15 protein-coding genes are annotated in these 14,994 nt (G+C 69.1%); 4 read left to right on the top strand and 11 right to left on the bottom strand.

Going from position 1 to position 14,994, the window contains the following annotated elements; translation table 11 throughout:
* Positions 1–88 precede the first annotated feature (88 nt).
* The 4 genes from AB0I23_RS20375 to AB0I23_RS20360 form a co-directional block, all read right to left on the bottom strand.
* Positions 89–277 (bottom strand): hypothetical protein, encoded by a 189-nt coding sequence (locus tag AB0I23_RS20375; RefSeq protein ID WP_359111018.1) that lies wholly within the window; start codon positions 275–277, stop codon positions 89–91.
* A gap of 111 nt (positions 278–388) precedes the next feature.
* Positions 389–1,261 (bottom strand): alpha/beta fold hydrolase, encoded by an 873-nt coding sequence (locus tag AB0I23_RS20370; protein WP_359111016.1) that lies wholly within the window; start codon positions 1,259–1,261, stop codon positions 389–391.
* A 70-nt stretch (positions 1,262–1,331) separates the two neighbouring features.
* Positions 1,332–1,889 carry a Uma2 family endonuclease gene (locus tag AB0I23_RS20365; protein WP_359111014.1) on the bottom strand — a complete coding sequence of 186 codons (558 nt, stop codon included), beginning with the start codon at positions 1,887–1,889 and terminating at the stop codon, positions 1,332–1,334.
* Between the two features lie 49 nt (positions 1,890–1,938).
* On the bottom strand, positions 1,939–2,403 hold the full coding sequence (locus tag AB0I23_RS20360) for an ATP-binding protein (protein ID WP_359111013.1): 465 nt from the start codon (positions 2,401–2,403) through the stop codon (positions 1,939–1,941).
* 150 nt (positions 2,404–2,553) lie between these two features.
* On the opposite strand from AB0I23_RS20360, the gene AB0I23_RS20355 reads away from it, so the two are divergent.
* The 3 genes from AB0I23_RS20355 (at position 2,554) to AB0I23_RS20345 (ending at position 6,272) form a co-directional block, all read left to right on the top strand.
* Positions 2,554–3,408: a helix-turn-helix domain-containing protein gene (locus tag AB0I23_RS20355; RefSeq protein ID WP_359111011.1), complete on the top strand. Its 855-nt coding sequence runs from the start codon at positions 2,554–2,556 to the stop codon at positions 3,406–3,408.
* Positions 3,405–3,590 carry a DUF397 domain-containing protein gene (locus tag AB0I23_RS20350; RefSeq protein ID WP_359111009.1) on the top strand — a complete coding sequence of 62 codons (186 nt, stop codon included), beginning with the start codon at positions 3,405–3,407 and terminating at the stop codon, positions 3,588–3,590. Before AB0I23_RS20355 ends, AB0I23_RS20350 begins: the two co-directional genes overlap by 4 nt.
* A 264-nt stretch (positions 3,591–3,854) precedes the next feature.
* A complete protein-coding gene (locus AB0I23_RS20345; protein WP_359111045.1) occupies positions 3,855–6,272 on the top strand; it encodes a GTPase-associated protein 1-related protein in 2,418 nt (805 codons plus the stop codon).
* A gap of 345 nt (positions 6,273–6,617) precedes the next feature.
* On the opposite strand, the gene AB0I23_RS20340 is transcribed toward AB0I23_RS20345, so the two are convergent.
* The 7 genes from AB0I23_RS20340 to AB0I23_RS20310 form a co-directional block, all read right to left on the bottom strand.
* A complete protein-coding gene (locus AB0I23_RS20340) occupies positions 6,618–7,403 on the bottom strand; it encodes an enoyl-CoA hydratase/isomerase family protein (protein WP_359111008.1) in 786 nt (261 codons plus the stop codon).
* Entirely contained in the window at positions 7,400–8,647 is a 1,248-nt protein-coding gene (locus AB0I23_RS20335) for a cytochrome P450 (protein ID WP_359111006.1), read from the bottom strand. Before AB0I23_RS20335 ends, AB0I23_RS20340 begins: the two co-directional genes overlap by 4 nt.
* 104 nt (positions 8,648–8,751) lie before the next feature.
* Positions 8,752–10,131: a cytochrome P450 gene (locus AB0I23_RS20330; RefSeq protein WP_359111004.1), complete on the bottom strand. Its 1,380-nt coding sequence runs from the start codon at positions 10,129–10,131 to the stop codon at positions 8,752–8,754.
* Between the two features lie 10 nt (positions 10,132–10,141).
* The gene (locus AB0I23_RS20325; RefSeq protein WP_037696762.1) at positions 10,142–10,702 is read right to left on the bottom strand and encodes a GTP-binding protein; all 561 of its coding nucleotides are present in this window, start codon (positions 10,700–10,702) and stop codon (positions 10,142–10,144) included.
* Between the two features lie 3 nt (positions 10,703–10,705).
* Positions 10,706–11,098 (bottom strand): DUF742 domain-containing protein, encoded by a 393-nt coding sequence (locus AB0I23_RS20320; RefSeq protein WP_359111002.1) that lies wholly within the window; start codon positions 11,096–11,098, stop codon positions 10,706–10,708.
* On the bottom strand, positions 11,091–11,933 hold the full coding sequence (locus AB0I23_RS20315; protein ID WP_359111000.1) for a roadblock/LC7 domain-containing protein: 843 nt from the start codon (positions 11,931–11,933) through the stop codon (positions 11,091–11,093). The genes AB0I23_RS20320 and AB0I23_RS20315 overlap by 8 nt, the downstream gene beginning before the upstream one ends.
* The gene (locus AB0I23_RS20310; RefSeq protein WP_359110999.1) at positions 11,930–13,117 is read right to left on the bottom strand and encodes an ATP-binding protein; all 1,188 of its coding nucleotides are present in this window, start codon (positions 13,115–13,117) and stop codon (positions 11,930–11,932) included. The genes AB0I23_RS20315 and AB0I23_RS20310 overlap by 4 nt, the downstream gene beginning before the upstream one ends.
* A 925-nt stretch (positions 13,118–14,042) precedes the next feature.
* Between AB0I23_RS20310 and AB0I23_RS20305 the strand changes: the two genes are divergently transcribed.
* Complete coding sequence (locus AB0I23_RS20305) at positions 14,043–14,810, top strand: SDR family NAD(P)-dependent oxidoreductase (RefSeq protein ID WP_359110997.1); 768 nt, start codon at positions 14,043–14,045, stop codon at positions 14,808–14,810.
* The last annotated feature ends 184 nt before the right edge of the window (positions 14,811–14,994 follow it).

Below are 14,994 nucleotides of genomic sequence, written 5' to 3'. Positions count from 1 at the left end.
GGGCGGATGTGGGCCATGGCGGAATGCCGCCACACTCGGCGCAGACCCACCGCTCCCAGTCGGTTGACGTTTCCCCAAGGCCGAATAGCTAGCGTTTTCGCAGGTCATGCAAGGGATTCGTCGTCTGTGTGATTGCCGTGCAGCGGCCGGTGCGGGCTCTCTTGATCATTCCCTTCTCGGTCCAGCGGGCGAGTTGTCGATGAGTGGCGACGAGGGTGACGTCGCCGAGGAGCTCGGCGATCTCCCTTACGCGCCACAGCCGTTCGGGTTCTGCCATGCCAGCCGGCCTGGCCTACGGGACCCATCCCCACTGGGTGTACCAGCAGGCGCGACCGTGGTGTCTGTCCTCGATGTCCTCGCGATCGCGTAGGGGGACCCGGACCCGCCTTCAAGACCTCCGCAGGAACGTCCTGATGTGCTTGCTGAGTTGCTGCGGCTGATCCTCAGGGATCAGCGTGTAACTGTCGGCAATCTCCACCAGCTCCCCTTTGGGCAGCAGTTCGGCGAGCCGGCGACCGTGCTCCGGCGGCATGACCTTGTCCTCGGCCGCCCAGACGACGAGCGCGGGCCGGTCGAAGTCACGCAACTTCTCGGCCCACCACAGAAGTTCCTCCTTGGGCGGCACCCCGAGCACATACCTGCGCAGATCGCGCCGGATCTCCGCCGATGTCCACAGCGGCCGGAACCACGCGTCCATCACACTGTCCGGCACGGGCCGCTTGCTCATCCGTCCCCAGGTCATCGGAAGCCGCCGCATCGGCTTCAGCTTCAGCAGAGTGAACGCGAGGTGCAGGCCGGCAGGCATCTTGGCGGAGGCGTAGAGATTGGAGCCGGGCAGTCCGGGCGGGAAGTTGTCGAAGGCCTCGCAGGAGGTGATGACAAGCTTCCCGATCCGCTGATCACGCCCGTCGGCGACGAGGGCCTGCGCCCCGCCCCAGTCGTTCATCACCAGGGTGACATCGGTGAGGTCAAGCGCATCGAGGAACTCCGCGACCAGCCGGGCAACGCCGAGGACCGACAGGTCGGCGTCCGGCTTCATGGGTCTGCAGTGACCGCCGAGCGGCAGGGTCGGAACCACACACCGGTAGTCGGGGCGCAGGTCGGCGACGACGTGCCGCCACAGCGAACCGTCCATGGCGACGCCGTGCAACAGGACGACGACGGGGCCGTCCCCGCCGGTGTCCTGGTATGTCACCGGCCCTGCGGAGAGCTGGACTTCGGAAACGGGTGGCGGCGGGGCTGCGTGGGAGTGTTCGTTCACGGGGTGTGCACTCTCCTCGGTTGCCTGTGGGCAGGGGCGATGCGCAGTCCCCGACCCTATGCCAACGCGCTCACAGCTCGCCCGTGTCCAGGTCCAGGTCGAACGGTCCGGGCAGGTGCAACACGGCCCCGAATGGGTGGGGGCCGTCGACCCGCGTGTACCCCGGGCGTCCGGGCTCGGCGAACAGAGTCACGCGCCGTTCCACCCGGTCGACCAGCAGATACAGCGGCGCCCCGTACTCGGCGTACCGCCGCCGCTTCACGACGCCATCCGTTTCGGTGTTGGAGTCGCTGGTGACTTCAACCACGAGCAGCGTCCGATCGGGCAGCAGAGCACCCGCGCCCTTGGCCTCTACAGCCGGCACCACGGCGATGTCAGGGACGTACCAGTTCGACGACCCGGGCAGGTCCAGGTTCCCCGACCCGGTGACACACCCCAGCTCACGGGCGCGCGGCTTGATCTGATCGCGGATCACCTCGGTCGTGGCCTCGTGATCCCAGGTGGGTGACACGGGCTCGATGATCCCTTCGACGATCTGGGCACGGTCGCCCCGGATGTTCTGGACGGCGTACTTCAGAGCGCGTTCCGGGTCGATGCCTTGGCTGTAGTCGGCAGGCGCGGCGATCATGCTCCCAGAGTGCCCCATTTGCGTTACCCACGACGAGCAAAACCCGCTGTTAGTAGAGGAGGTCCAGCTCGGCACGGACCGTTTTCCCCGGCGGTACGCGGTCCACCACCGCCCACCGGTCGGCCAGCACATCCACCAGGATCAGCCCGTGCCCGCTGCCGGAACCGGGCGGCGGCGCCACCAGCTCCCCCGGCCCCGGCGGGCGCCGCTCACCCCGGGCGTCCGTGACCTCGATCCGCAGGACGCCGAGCGTGCGCCGGTCGCCCGGAGCATGGACGAGCCTCAACTCGAAGTCCCGGCCCGGCACCCGGCCGTGCGTCACCGCGTTCGCCGCCAGCTCGGCGACGAGCAGCGCGGTCGTCTCGGACGCGTCACCGCCGTAGGGGATGCCCCACTCGTTCAGTTGGTGCAGAGCAAGCTGCCGGGCGAGCCGGGCACCTCGGGGCGTGGAACTGAATCGCTGCACGAACACACGCACGGTGAACGGCGCTTGCGGGGACGCGAGTGCTTCCATGCGCCCATCGTGACGGCCGGGAGGACGGTCCCACCAGGTCAGAAACCCGTACGCTGAGTCAGCGTACGGGTACAGAGTGTGGACGGTACGCGTGACAGTCAGTGACCATGGGCAAGTTGCGGACAGGTGGGGCATGGGAGGTGGCCGGACATGGCGGACGGCGCGGGTGGCACAGGCGGCACGACGGGCGTGGACGGGGAGCCGGAACCCTCGGACACCCTGAAGGCGTTCGGCGAGGTGGTCAAGGTCTTCCGCAAACGGGCGCGGCTCACGCAGGAGGAGTTCGCCCCGAGGGTGCGGTACTCGGTGCCGACGGTCGCCTCGATCGAACAGGGGCGCCGGTTCCCACCGCCGGCGTTCGTGGACCGGGCGGAGGAGGTACTGGATGCGTTCGGGGTGATCAGGGCTGCGGCGAAGCACTTGTCGCGGCGGCGGGGGCTGGCGAAGTGGTTCCACCACTGGGCGCAGCTTGAGGCGGATGCGATCAGTCTCAGCACGTACGAATGCCGCGTGGTCCCGGGGCTGTTGCAATCCGATGCCTACGCCAGGGCGGTCTTCGAAAACCGCGTGCCGGCATTGAGCGATGACCAGATCGAGGTGCAGCTCGTAGCTCGCGCGGAGCGTCGGCGACTCCTGCGGGAGGAGCCTTACACGCAGTACAGCTTCATCATCGAAGAGACCCTGTTCCTGCGCGGTACAGGTGGCAAGGAGACCACGAAGGACCTCATCGACCACGTACTGCAGTGTGCAGAATTGCGTAATGTCGAGCTTCAGGTGATGCCTCTGCAACGGGAGAACCACGCTGGACTGGAGGGTCCCATTCAGCTCCTTGAGACGCCGGACCACAGGCTTCTCGCCTACTCCGAAGGTCAGCGCACCGGCCACCTGATCTCCGATCCGGAGGACGTAAGTGTGCTGCAGAGACGGTATGCCAAGATGCGCTCGCAGGCTCTCACCCATGAGGACACAGGGAGTCTGCTGAAGCGAATGCGAGGAGCGCTATGAGCACGTCCGAACTGGCCTGGTTCAAGAGCACCTACAGCGGTGGAGACGGCGACTCCTGCGTAGAGGTCGCCACCTGCCCCAACGCCGTCCACGTCCGGGACTCCAAGGTCGAAGAGGGCCCCCAGCTCGCCCTCTCCCCCGCCGCCTGGACCGGCTTCGTCGCGTACGCCGTCCAGCGCTGACCACGTAACGGAGTTGAGCGCACCCGTCGGGCCGACGCGAGAGACGTCGCCGAGCTGAGGACCTCCGCGGAAGATACAGAGATCACGTTTCGGCAGCGTGCCTGCGGGAGCCGCGCACCTTGATAGCGTCGCTCCCACGATTGCGGACCGCTCCCCGCCGGGGTCGTCGCCGTGCCCGTACAACCGGCCTCTGACGACGGCTGACGAGGGCGGGGTGTGCTGGCACACGGGGACGTACGCGGCAAGGACGAAGAGGGCCGGCCCATGAGCCTCGCGCAGTTGCACTACACCTCTGCCTCTGCGGGGGACGACGGGGTCGGCGCACGGTTCACTGCGGTCGGTGGTGGCATACCCACGTCGGTGCTGACCGAGGCGGAGAAGCTGCTCGATTACGAGCCTCCGGCCGGGGCGCCGTATCATCCCACGAACGTCGAACTCCGATCGTTTCCCGAGGCGTTCAGCTTCAGCAAGCTCTCCGACGGCAGCCATCTGCTGAGCCGCACCGTGGCCCTCGGGGGTTCCGGCGTCGGTCACTTCCACGCGCATGCGGTGCATCTTCCGGCCGGCACGCGCCTGCCCGGCGACGCGCTCCCGATCACGGCGTGGCGGTCGCCGCGCTGGGCTTCGACCACGCCGGACAGCGGCACACCGGACCGTATATCCGCCCTGCCCGCCTCCGCCGCCTTCGGGCAGGAGGCGCTCAACGACTTCGCGGTCTCCCGCAGCCCCTGGCTCGCGACGGTCTTCGCCGATCTGCGCCGGGTGAGCGAGAAACCGTCGTCGGTGCAGCTCGTCCTCGTGGAGCGGCAGAGCGCGGACGTGGCCCGGTGGATCGCGCTGGCCGCAGCCGTACTCCCGCCGGAGCACGCCCAGCGGCTGACGTTCACCACGTACACCCGCCGGCCGGCGCACTCCCCGCACCAGGTCATCGGCGTACTGCCGGACGACGCACACGAACTGACCGGCCCGGGCTTTCGTGTGCACACGTGCGCCGGCCGCGCCCCGGAGGGTCCGGTGGACGACACCTGGGCGGAGACCGTCGCCCGGGTCTGGCGCAGCCGCGCACCGGAACTGTTCCGGGCAGCGGCCGCGCTGCCGGGCGAACCCTTCGCCGCCGGACCACTCGCCTTCACCGCATTGCACGCAGGCATCGCACTCGGCCCGAACGGGCGTGCCGCAGCAGCCGATTGGGCCGGCGAGCGACCGTACGCGCTGAACGAACAGCAGATGCACCGGCTGACCACCGCACTCACGGCGCCGACCGACGACCGCAGCGCCTCCGAATCGGCGTCCGTGGCCCGGCTGCTGGCAGCGCTCGAAGGACGTGCCCCTGCCACCACCACGGCGCCGCTCGCCGCACTGCTGGTGACGGAGGCGGTACGGCGCAACGACGCCGCGCTGGCACTCCCGCCGCGCTCGGCGTTCGCCGAACCCGCCACCGTGAAGCAGCTGGCCGACGGACTCGGCCCGGACCTGCTCGCCGAACTCACCTCGGAAGCAACGGAGCGCGCCAACGGGGAGACCATCGGGCGCCAGGTGCAGCTGCTCCGGATCGCCCGACTGCTCGACATGGACCTCACCGACCGACTCCCTTCTGTCGCCCGGCACATGGCCCGGACGCTGCTCGCAGCTCCGGCGCCGGCCGACGCCCCCGCGCTGCTCGACCTCCTGGACGAACAGTTCGACGTCCGCACGGCGCTCCTCGGCGAGCTCGACCAACTCGCCCTGGCCGCCCCCTCCGCCGTCGAGGAGTTCCTCACTCGCGTCGCCCTCCCCTTCACCGGCGCGCAGGCGCTGCCGCATCTGCGGATGTGTGCCGAGGCGCCCCGCGCGAAGGAACAGGGCTCCGACCGCATCATGGCGCTGCACACGGTGCTGCGCGCCGCCGGGTTCTCGCCGTTCGCGGAGCCGCTGGTCCTGCGCACCGCCGTCGGGCTGATCTGGGGCGACGCCACCCCGACGGCGGGCGAGGCACGGCTCCTCCTCGGCGAGTCCGGCTCGGACTCGCACCGGACGGCCGGTACGTGGTCCCCCCTCGTCGAGGCGGCACTCCACGCCCCCTCCGACGACGAAGAGGCGGCGGAACTCGCCCACGATCTGCTGCGCTGCTTCCCTCAGGAGATCGGTGCACGGGTCCGCGGCGCTCTGCAACTGCTGGAGTTCGCCCGCGAGGTCAGGTCCGGTGAGTCGGCGCCCGGCTGGTCCGACCGTGCCAAGGTTCTGCGCGCCCGCGCCGAACCGGTGGAGCCCACTGTGCTGGAGCATGCCCACGGCGCCCTTGCCCACAGCCTGCTCGCGCGGGACCGGCCCGACGCGGAGCTGTACGCGTTCGTGCACAGCGACGACGCGGACCTGATCGCGGCCTACGGCCGGGCAGCCCGACACGGCGACATCCTGGCCCGGCTGCGCTCCGACCCGGCGTACGTCGCCGACTGCTTCACCGTCTGGAGCGCCCACCCGCACGCGGGCCGAGCCTGGAACGAGACCCGGACCACACTCCTGGAGGAGGTACTGCGTCCGGTGGTGCGCGGCCTGTCCGGCAGCGAGATCGCGGCGGTGGAGCAGGCCGTCGAGCGCACGGGGAGCAGCCGCACGGCGGAGGCGTTCCGGGCCTGGAACCGGCCGGGCACGTTCGGCAGACGGCTGGGAAGCCGGCTGACGGCGCGGGTGCGGCGGTCCTAGGGCGTGTGTCGGAAGTCCCGCCGTCCGCCCGAAGGGTGGGCCCGGCGGCGTCCGGTGCGTGCGATCGAAAGGCGGAGGGTCGTCCTCGTACTGAACGTACTTGGGCGAGCCCGACAACGCAGCGAGCGGGCGTGCCAGGCGTCGCGGGGCAGGCGGGACTTCCGACACACGCCCTGGTACTCCAGCCGATGGGGCTTCGAGCGCAGCGCGAGGTGCCCGACCCGATCGTGAGTGGCCGGGTACCTCGCCGCGCGCACTGTGCCCGCCACACGCGCCGAGGCACCCGGCCGTCCCCATGCCTCGGCGGCCCGTGGCGGGCCGGACGCTCGCATCCGCCTGGGAGGATCAGCCCCTTGCGTGCTGGTGGAGAGTGGCTGCCAGGAGATGGGAGTCGAGCAGGGAGACGTCTGCCGTCCTGTCCGCCCGTGCGTAGCCGGCCAGCATCCGTTTGGTCAGGACGAGTGCTTCGGGCGAGCGTCGGACGAGGGGCCTGGTCCAGGAATCGATCACCTTGTCCAGCTGGTCGAGTGGGGCGGTCCGGTGGAGCAGACCGATACGGTGGGCCGTGTCGGCGTCGAAGACGTCGCAGGTGAGCATGAGCTCGCGAATCCTGGAGGTGCCGGCCTCGGAGACCAGGCGTCCCATCGCCCCGCCCCACGCCGGTGGTAGCCCTATGCCGACCTCCGGCATGCGAAAGCGGCTGGTGTCGGCACCGGCGCGCAGATCGCAGAAGGAGGCGAGGGCGAGACCCGCGCCGACGACCCGCCCGTGCAACCGGGCGATGGTGACCGCGTGAGTGTTCTCCAGGGCCTGGCACAGGCGGTGCGCCTTGTCGACGATGCGCCGCAGGTCCGCTCCGGACGGATCGGCGGCCAGTGCCTCCTGGTACTCGTTGCGGTCGGCACCCAGGCAGAAGTCCGTACCCAGTGACGACAGCGTCAGGATCCGGACGTCGGGTCTCTCGTGGAGGTCGTCGAGCAGGGTGGTGAGGTCGTCGAGGACTGCGGCGTCCAACGTGTCGTCCTGTCCCCAGGGGTTGAGGCGGACATGCAGTACGGGGCCGTCCTGCTCGGCACGTATCGCCTTGGGAGCGGTCCGGGCGTGTGCGGGGGTGTGGGTCGATTCGGTCATGCGAGGGCCACGTCCAGATTCAGCAGGCGTCGGAACGCCACACGGGGCGCCATCGACGGGGGGCGTACGAGGGTGAGGCGGGGAAGGCGCCGGATCAGTTGACGGAGAAGGGTCTGGGCTTCGAGGCGGGCCAGCGGCGCGCCGAGGCAGTAGTGGATGCCGCCACTGAATGCGAGGTGGCCGGGCGTGCGTTCGGGGTCGAACCGGTCCGCGTCGCTGTGTCTGGCCGGGTCTCGGTGCGCCGCTCCGACCATGAGGTGGACCATCTCGCCGCGGCGGATCTCGACGCCTCCCAGCACGGAGTCCTGCGAGGCGACCCTGCTGATCACGTGGGTGGGCGGGTCGTAGCGGAGCGTCTCCTCCACGAACCCGGGTACGAGGCCCGGGTTGTCGGCGATCATGTCCCAGCGTTCAGGGCTTTCGACGAGCCGGAGTGTCATCGTCGAGAGGAGGGTCGCGGTGGTCTCCAGGGCGGCCAGCAGGACGAACAACACCAGGAAGTAGACCGCCTCGTCGGCCTTGTCCTGGTCGGGCTCGATCACGTCCCACGTCTGGATCCACCGGGTGACGGGGTCATCACCGGGATGGGAGCGCCGATCACGCACCAGGTCCATGAAATAGGTGCGGAGTTCGGCCGTGGCCGCGTCGGACAATGCCAGTTGGCTGGCCGACGGCAGCAGCTCCTGGGTGAAGACCTGATCGTGTGTCAACTGCCGCAGCCTGGGCCAGTCGACCTGCGGCAGCCCGAGCCAGTCACCTATGGTGGCCACCGGCAGCTCCTCGCAGACAAGCTCCGAGAAGTCCGCCTCGCCGGTGCGTATTCGCTCCATGAAGGCGCCGAGGAGCTGATCCGCGGTCCGTTTCACGTTGCGGCCGATGCGCTCCACAGTGGCTCGGTCGAAGGTGCCCGCCGCACGTCGCACCCTGGTGTGGTCCGGGGGGTTGAGCGCGGCAAGCGTGTTGCTCATCTCGCGTGAGGAGGGCGCGTTCCAGCGTGTCCCGGGCCCCTGGCGCTCCCGCCATCTCCTGTCGGGCTCCAGCCATTGACGGCTGCGCAGAACCTGGTCGCAGACGGCGAAGCCCGTCACGACGGAGCCGCCCCAGGGAGCGGGAACCACCTCGCCCCGCGAGAGGAGTTCGGCGTATATCGGGAAGGGGTCGGCCTGCCCTCTGGCCGTCCGCAGACGGGAGAAGAGGGAGGCGGACGCCCGGCGGTCGTATGACGGAGTTGTGGCAACGCCCATGATGGCGGCTCCTTTCTGAGAACCAGCCGCCATGCATACCCACATGATCGTTAAAGCATCCACTACCACTGCGTAATCACGACGTTACTAAAATCACTCTTACCTCACTCGCCCCTGGTCCACGCCAGGAAGCGGCTGAACATGCCTCCCTTGGGCTGCGGCGCGACACCGGCGTTCGTATGCGAGGGTCCGGCGGTGGAGGGCGAGGACGCGGCTGTCTGCTGCTGGGGCATCTGGCCCGCGTTCGATCCGGCCGACTTGGCTGCCTGGGGAACAGCCCTCGGGGTGAAGCGGATCGGGAGGGTGACCAGCGAGCGGCTCCACGGGCTCGGCGCCCAGGTGAGCGCCTTGAACGGGACACGCATCTCGACGTCGGGAAGCCGGTTGAGCAGTGTTTCGACGGCAGTCACGGCGATCATGAAAGCCGGGTCCTTGGCGGGGCAGGCGTGCGGGCCCGCTCCGAACGCCAAGTGCGCCTTGGCACTGAGCTGTTCGCGGTGTGCGGTCAGCTTCGGATCGGTGTTGGCCGCGGCGAATGAGATCAGGACCGGGTCGTTGGCCCGGATCACCCTGCCACCGAGCTCGACGTCGTGAGTCGGGTAGTGGGCAGCGTAGTTGGCGATCGGCGCGTAGTTCCAGAGGGTCTGGGAGACCGCGTCCTCGACCGGGAGGCCGACCTGCCATTCCTCTCCGAGGTACAGGGCGCTACTGGTACCGATGGCCGCGGCCAGCGGCGCGGTGCCACCGGAGAGCAGGGTGACCAGCTGGTGCAGCACCTCCTCGTCGCTCAGCTGGGCCGAGTGCCCCATCAGACGCGTCGTCAGGTCGGCTGCCGGGCGCCGCCGCTTGAGGGCGATCAGCTCGGTGAGCGCCCCGCCGAGCACCTCGTCGGCTCCGGGGGTGCCCTCGAAGATGCCACTGATCCCGGCGATCACGCGGTCGCCGATCTCGGGCGGGCAGCCGAACAGTTCGCTGAAGACCAGCAGAGGCAGCGGCTGGGCGTACTCGGCCATCAGCTCCGCCTGGCCGCGGATGTCGGTACTGAACTGGCTGATCAGGTAGGTGGCGGACTGCTGTGTCTGCCTGATGAGCTGGTGCTCGTTGACCGTGGCGAGACTGTCGGTAACGGCCTGACGCAGTCGGGCATGTGCCGCACCGTCACTGAAGAGCGCGTTGGGGCGGTAACCCATCATGGGCAGTGCCGGGCTGTCGGCCGGGACGCGCCCTTCGTTGAGGGCGTTCCAGCGGCGGGAGTCGCGCACGAAGGAGGCGGGGTTCTGCAGGACGTACAGAGCGGCGTCGTAGCTGGTGACGAGCTCCACCTGGACGTCGGGGGCGATGTCCACGGACGCACTGTGACCGAACGAACGCAGCTGTGCGTAGTGGCTGTCGGGGTCGGCTCCGAACGAGGGGCCGTACATCTGGACGTTCCCGTGCGCGGGGCAGCCGGGGGGTATCTCCTGCGGTTCACGTGGCTGTTGCATTCCTGCGCTCCTAGCCGAGTTGGGACATGAGGTGTTTCACGAGGGTGATGAGGGCCTGCGCCGAGGAGTTCTCGTCCCGTACGTCGCACTCCACGACAGGGGTCTCGGCGGTGAGGTTCAGGGCCTCGCGCACCTCGTCGAGCGGGTAGTCCGTGGTGCCCTCGAAGTGGTTCACGGCGATGGCGTACGTCAGGCCGAAACGTTCGACGAGGTCCAGGACGGGGAAGGACTCGTGCAGTCGCTCCGGGTCGACCAGGACCAGCGCGCCCAGGGCGCCCCGGGAGAGCTCCTCCCACATCTCCTTGAAGCGCTCCTGGCCGGGCGTTCCGAAGAGGTAGAGCACCAGGGTGTCGCTGAGGGTGAGCCGGCCGAAGTCCATGGCGACGGTGGTGGTCTTCTTGTCGGGTGTGCCCGACAGGTCATCGAAGCCCACGCTGGCCTCGGTGATCTCTTCCTCGGTCCGTAGGGGCTCGATCTCGGAGAGACTGCCGATGCAGGTGGTCTTACCGACCCCGAAGTGCCCCACTATGAGGATCTTCACCGCGTGGGAGACATCTGGATCCAGGTACACGCGTTACGCTCCGAATCGATTCTTCAAGCCCTCGAGGACGGCGCTGACCAGTTCTCTGTCGACACGTTCAGCGCGCGGTATCGGTCTCCTCACGAGGATGAGACTGTCCTCCTCCAACTGCGCCAGCAGGATGCGGACGATGCCCAGGGGCAGGTGCGTGTGCCCTGCCACCTCGGCCACGGACAGGAAGCCGTTCGCGACCAGGTCCATGACCTGCCCCGATTCCGGGGACAGCGTGCGCGCCGCGACCGGTCCGTCCTCAGGTGCCACCGTCACGAGCGTCGTGTGCTCGTACTCGTGGTCCGGGGGCAGCGCCCGTCCGTTCGTGATCACGAAGAGAGGGACTAACGGAGACGTCAGTTCCAGCTCTTCACCCTGTTCGGGCCCGTCAGGCATGGCCTGCCCCCTTCCCCGGTGTCGCCGCCGCGGTCAGTCTGGGAACCACCTCGTGCAGACGCGTGGTGAACTCCTCTATGTCGCAGTCGTGTTCGGCGGCAGCGGCCAGGAAGGCGCCGGGGCCGGCCGCCATCAGGAAGATCCAGCCGTGCTGGAACTCGATGACCGTCTGACGCCATTCCGCGTCCTCGAGAACCCCCGCGAACTGGGAGGTGACCCGGCTGTAGGCGTGGATGCCCGTCATGGCCGCGGAGATCGTGTCCGCGAGGTCGCGGCTCATCCCGTTGGTCGCCCCGCGGGGAAGGCCGTCCGATCCCAGCAGCACCGCGTGGCGGGCACCCTTGACCTCGGAGATCACCTCGTCGAGCGCGCCGAGGACGAATCCCGCGTCACCGGAGCTCTGCTGCCGGGGGGCGTTCCCCCGCGCACCTCCGGCGTCCTCGGCGCTCACCCTCGGCGGCGAGGTGAGGTTGTTGCCCAGCCGGGCGACAAGGCGGTGCATGCGGAAGGAAATCTGCTGCATGTCCACATCGGGCGCGGCTGCGGCGGCGAGGTAGGCGCCCTGCCCTGCCCCGATCAGGAAGCTCCAGCCATGCGAGAACTCGATGATGGTCTGGTTCCACTGCCGGTCCTCCTCCGGTCCGGCGAAGTGGGCCGTCGCCCGGCTGAGCGACTGCATCCCGGCCATGGCGGCGGAGATGGTACGCACATCCTTCTCGGCCAGACCCTCCGTCGCGCCGCGAGGAAGGCCGTCCGCGGACAGCAGGACGGCGTGGCGGGCACGGGGCACGTTGTGCACGATGTCCTCGAGCATCCACGACAGGTCTGCGGTCATGCGTCTTCGGACCCTTCGAACGAGGTGGCGTCAAGGTTGCGGCCGGAGAGCGTGCCGCGCTGGAAGGCCCCCAGGCTGCGCCCGGAAGCACGGCCTGTCTCCCCCACGGTCCGCGGCGCCGGCGAGGTGGCGTCGGGATCGGGGACGCTCGCGATGGGCGCCTGGCGTGCGCCGCGTTTGGGCAGACCGTGCATCGTGCGCGACGTCGCGCTCTGGGGCCGGCTCTCGGTGGCGCGCCGGATATCGCTGACCGGAGCCTCCTGGGCGGGCGGCATCTCCTCCATGGTCCACAGCTCCTCGGGCAAGAGGACGACGGCCCTGACGCCGCCGTATCGGGAGACTCCGGTGACATCCACCTTGAAACCGTGCTGACGCGCGATCAGGCCGACGACCGGGAAGCCGAACTTCGGCTGAGTCCCGAGCTGCGACAGACGGGGGGCGACTTCTCCGGAGAGCAGCTCGGTCGCCCGCTGCCGCTCTTCGTCGTTCATGCTGACACCGGCGTCGTCGATGACGATGCACAGGTTGTTCTGGACGCGCTGGAACGTCACCTCGATCGGCGCGTCGTGCTGCGAGAAGCTGGCGGCGTTGTCCAGCAGCTCCGCCACAGCGAGGGCGACGGGCGCGACCGCGGACGCCTTCAGGGCGAGACCGGCCTGCTGCATGATGGCGACCCGGTGGAAGTTGCGGATCTGGCCCTGGGCACTGCGCACCACGTCGTAGACGCTGGCGGGCCTGTTGCGACGGCCGAGCGGCGCACCGCACATGACAGCGATGCCCTGAGCCTTGCGCGCCATCTGGGCGTTGGCGTGGTTGACGTCCAACAGGTCGCTGAGGACAGCGTGTCCGCCGTACTTGCGCTGGATGCCGTCCAGAAGTGTCGTCTGCTCGGCCGCGAGACTCTGCAGGAAGCTGGCGGCACCCTTGAGGACGGCCTTGGTGTTCTCCTCCGCCGCTTCCTTGGCTTCGCGGATCGTGGCGTCCTGCTCGTTCCGGAACCTCTGCAGCTCGGAGCGCGACGAGTGCAGGTGGCTGTCTGTCGCGAGGAGCTGGCGCCTCAGTTCGGCCTCGGTATGCTGCTTCTTCGCCCCCAGCGCTCTGTTGCGGGCGACGAGTGCCGCGACCGCGACAACGGCTATCGCCGCCACCGCGACCAAGCACCACACAAGTGCGTCTCGATTCATGGAAACCTTTCCCGGCGCATGGCATGCGGACGGCTGCGGCTACACCTCGCGTGGACCCGCAACACAGCTGATCGGCACGGTTCACCTGCTGTTAGGCGGAGAGCATGCCGCCGATCGCAAATCAGCATCTGCGTCAAATGGATCAAGATCACAGATGCCGGGATGCTATCACCGGATCCTCGCCTTCCCGGACGCCTGCCATGGCGCCGCATACGCCCAACACAGCTGCCGCAGCAGCGAGTTGACATGATCTTTCGACCCCGCATCAGCCATCCGCAACCCCTCTCGCCACCGATCCGTCAATCGGTTCTTCATAAGAGGAATGACAATCTCTCACATCGATCTGAGGCACCGCCAACCGGACCCCTGAAGAACCTCATCGACAGGTGGCGGCGCCCAGTTCGCAGGCGCCGGGTGCGTGTTGTCTGCCCGGCGGAGAACGCCCGCACCGGCGCCCCCGTCGGACTGACTGCCGCAACCGGCGACAGCCGGCCCGACGGCGGCCACCGCGGCCAGCAGGCTGACGGCGTTCATGGCCCTGATGCGCATGTGACCTCCTGGTTCCTGGCCCAGCTGCTCGGCGTCACTCGCACCAACCTGTCCAACCGGTTCCAGGACGGCCACCGGCCCCTCGACCTGCACCAGGTCGTCGTCACACCGTCACCCGGAGCACCCGCCCGCACCCTGGAAAGCACGTCATCGATCACATGCAAGGGCTGTCCCCGCCTCTGTCACTACATACGACGAGGTCACTCGTGCACGGGGCAGGCCGGGCGAAACCGCCCCGCACCCGGCACCATCCCGCCAGAAGGTGTGGTCCGCCCGACTGCGGCGGTGGATGCGCCGTCCGTCGTGTCCTGGCTGATCGTGAAGCCCCCGGCCTATTCGGTTGGCAACAGCGCGCCCATGTCGTGAACTTGAGCTCATGACATACACGACTCAGAGTCCACGCACGGCCATTGTCACCGGCGCGGCACGCGGCATCGGTGCCGCGGTGGCCAGGCAGCTGGCCCGCGACGGCCTGGCGGTCGGCGTGATCGACCTGGACGAGGCGGACTGCGCCGGCACCGTTCAGGCCATCAAGGACGACGGCGGGTCGGCGACGGCGGTCGCCGCCGACGTCGCGGACGAAGTGGCGGTGACCGCCGCCGTCGCCCGGGTCGCCGCCGAGCTGGGCCCGCCGGCGGTGCTGGTCAACAACGCCGGCGTCGGTCCCCGTGCCGACCTCGTGGAGATGACCACGGAGCAGTGGGACGCGGTCCTGGGGGTCAATCTGCGCGGCCCGTTCCTCGTCACCCGGGCTGTCGCCCCGCACATGATCGCGGCGGGCTGGGGGCGGATCGTCACCATGTCGAGCATCTCCGCGGTGGGTGACGCCGCCCGTGTCGACTACGGCAGCGCGAAGGCGGGGCTGCTCGGCTTCACCAAGTCGCTCGCCCTGCAGCTCGGCCGGCACGGCATCACCGCCAACGCGATCGCCCCGGGCTTCGTGGTGAGCGACATGACCAGGACCTCGGCCCACCGGCTGGGCCTCGGCTTCGAGGAGTTCCAGCGCAACGCGGCACAGTCCATTCCGGTCGGAAGAGTGGGTCAGCCGGAGGACATCGCCCACACGGCGTCCTACCTCGTGAGCCCCGGGGCGGGGTTCGTCTCCGGCCAGGTCATCTATGTGGCGGGCGGGCCGGTCGACTGAGAAGCCGTCGTCGTACGGATGGGGGTGCTCGGCCGGTCGGACCGGGTTGTGGTTCGGGCGGGCCGCGAACGACACGTGATCACCGACTGCCTCGGCCTGCTCAGCGCCGCGCACACCGGTGACCGCGAGGCCCCGGGAGGCCACCGTCCCGGGTGTCGGCGGTGTGGCGGGCGGGCCGTGCGGC

Source organism: Streptomyces atratus (genome assembly GCF_040655115.1).
In the GTDB taxonomy this organism is placed as follows: Bacteria; Actinomycetota; Actinomycetes; order Streptomycetales; family Streptomycetaceae; genus Streptomyces; species Streptomyces atratus_D.
Note: the sequence above shows the minus strand (reverse complement) of the source record. Positions and strands in the feature narration are given on the sequence as shown.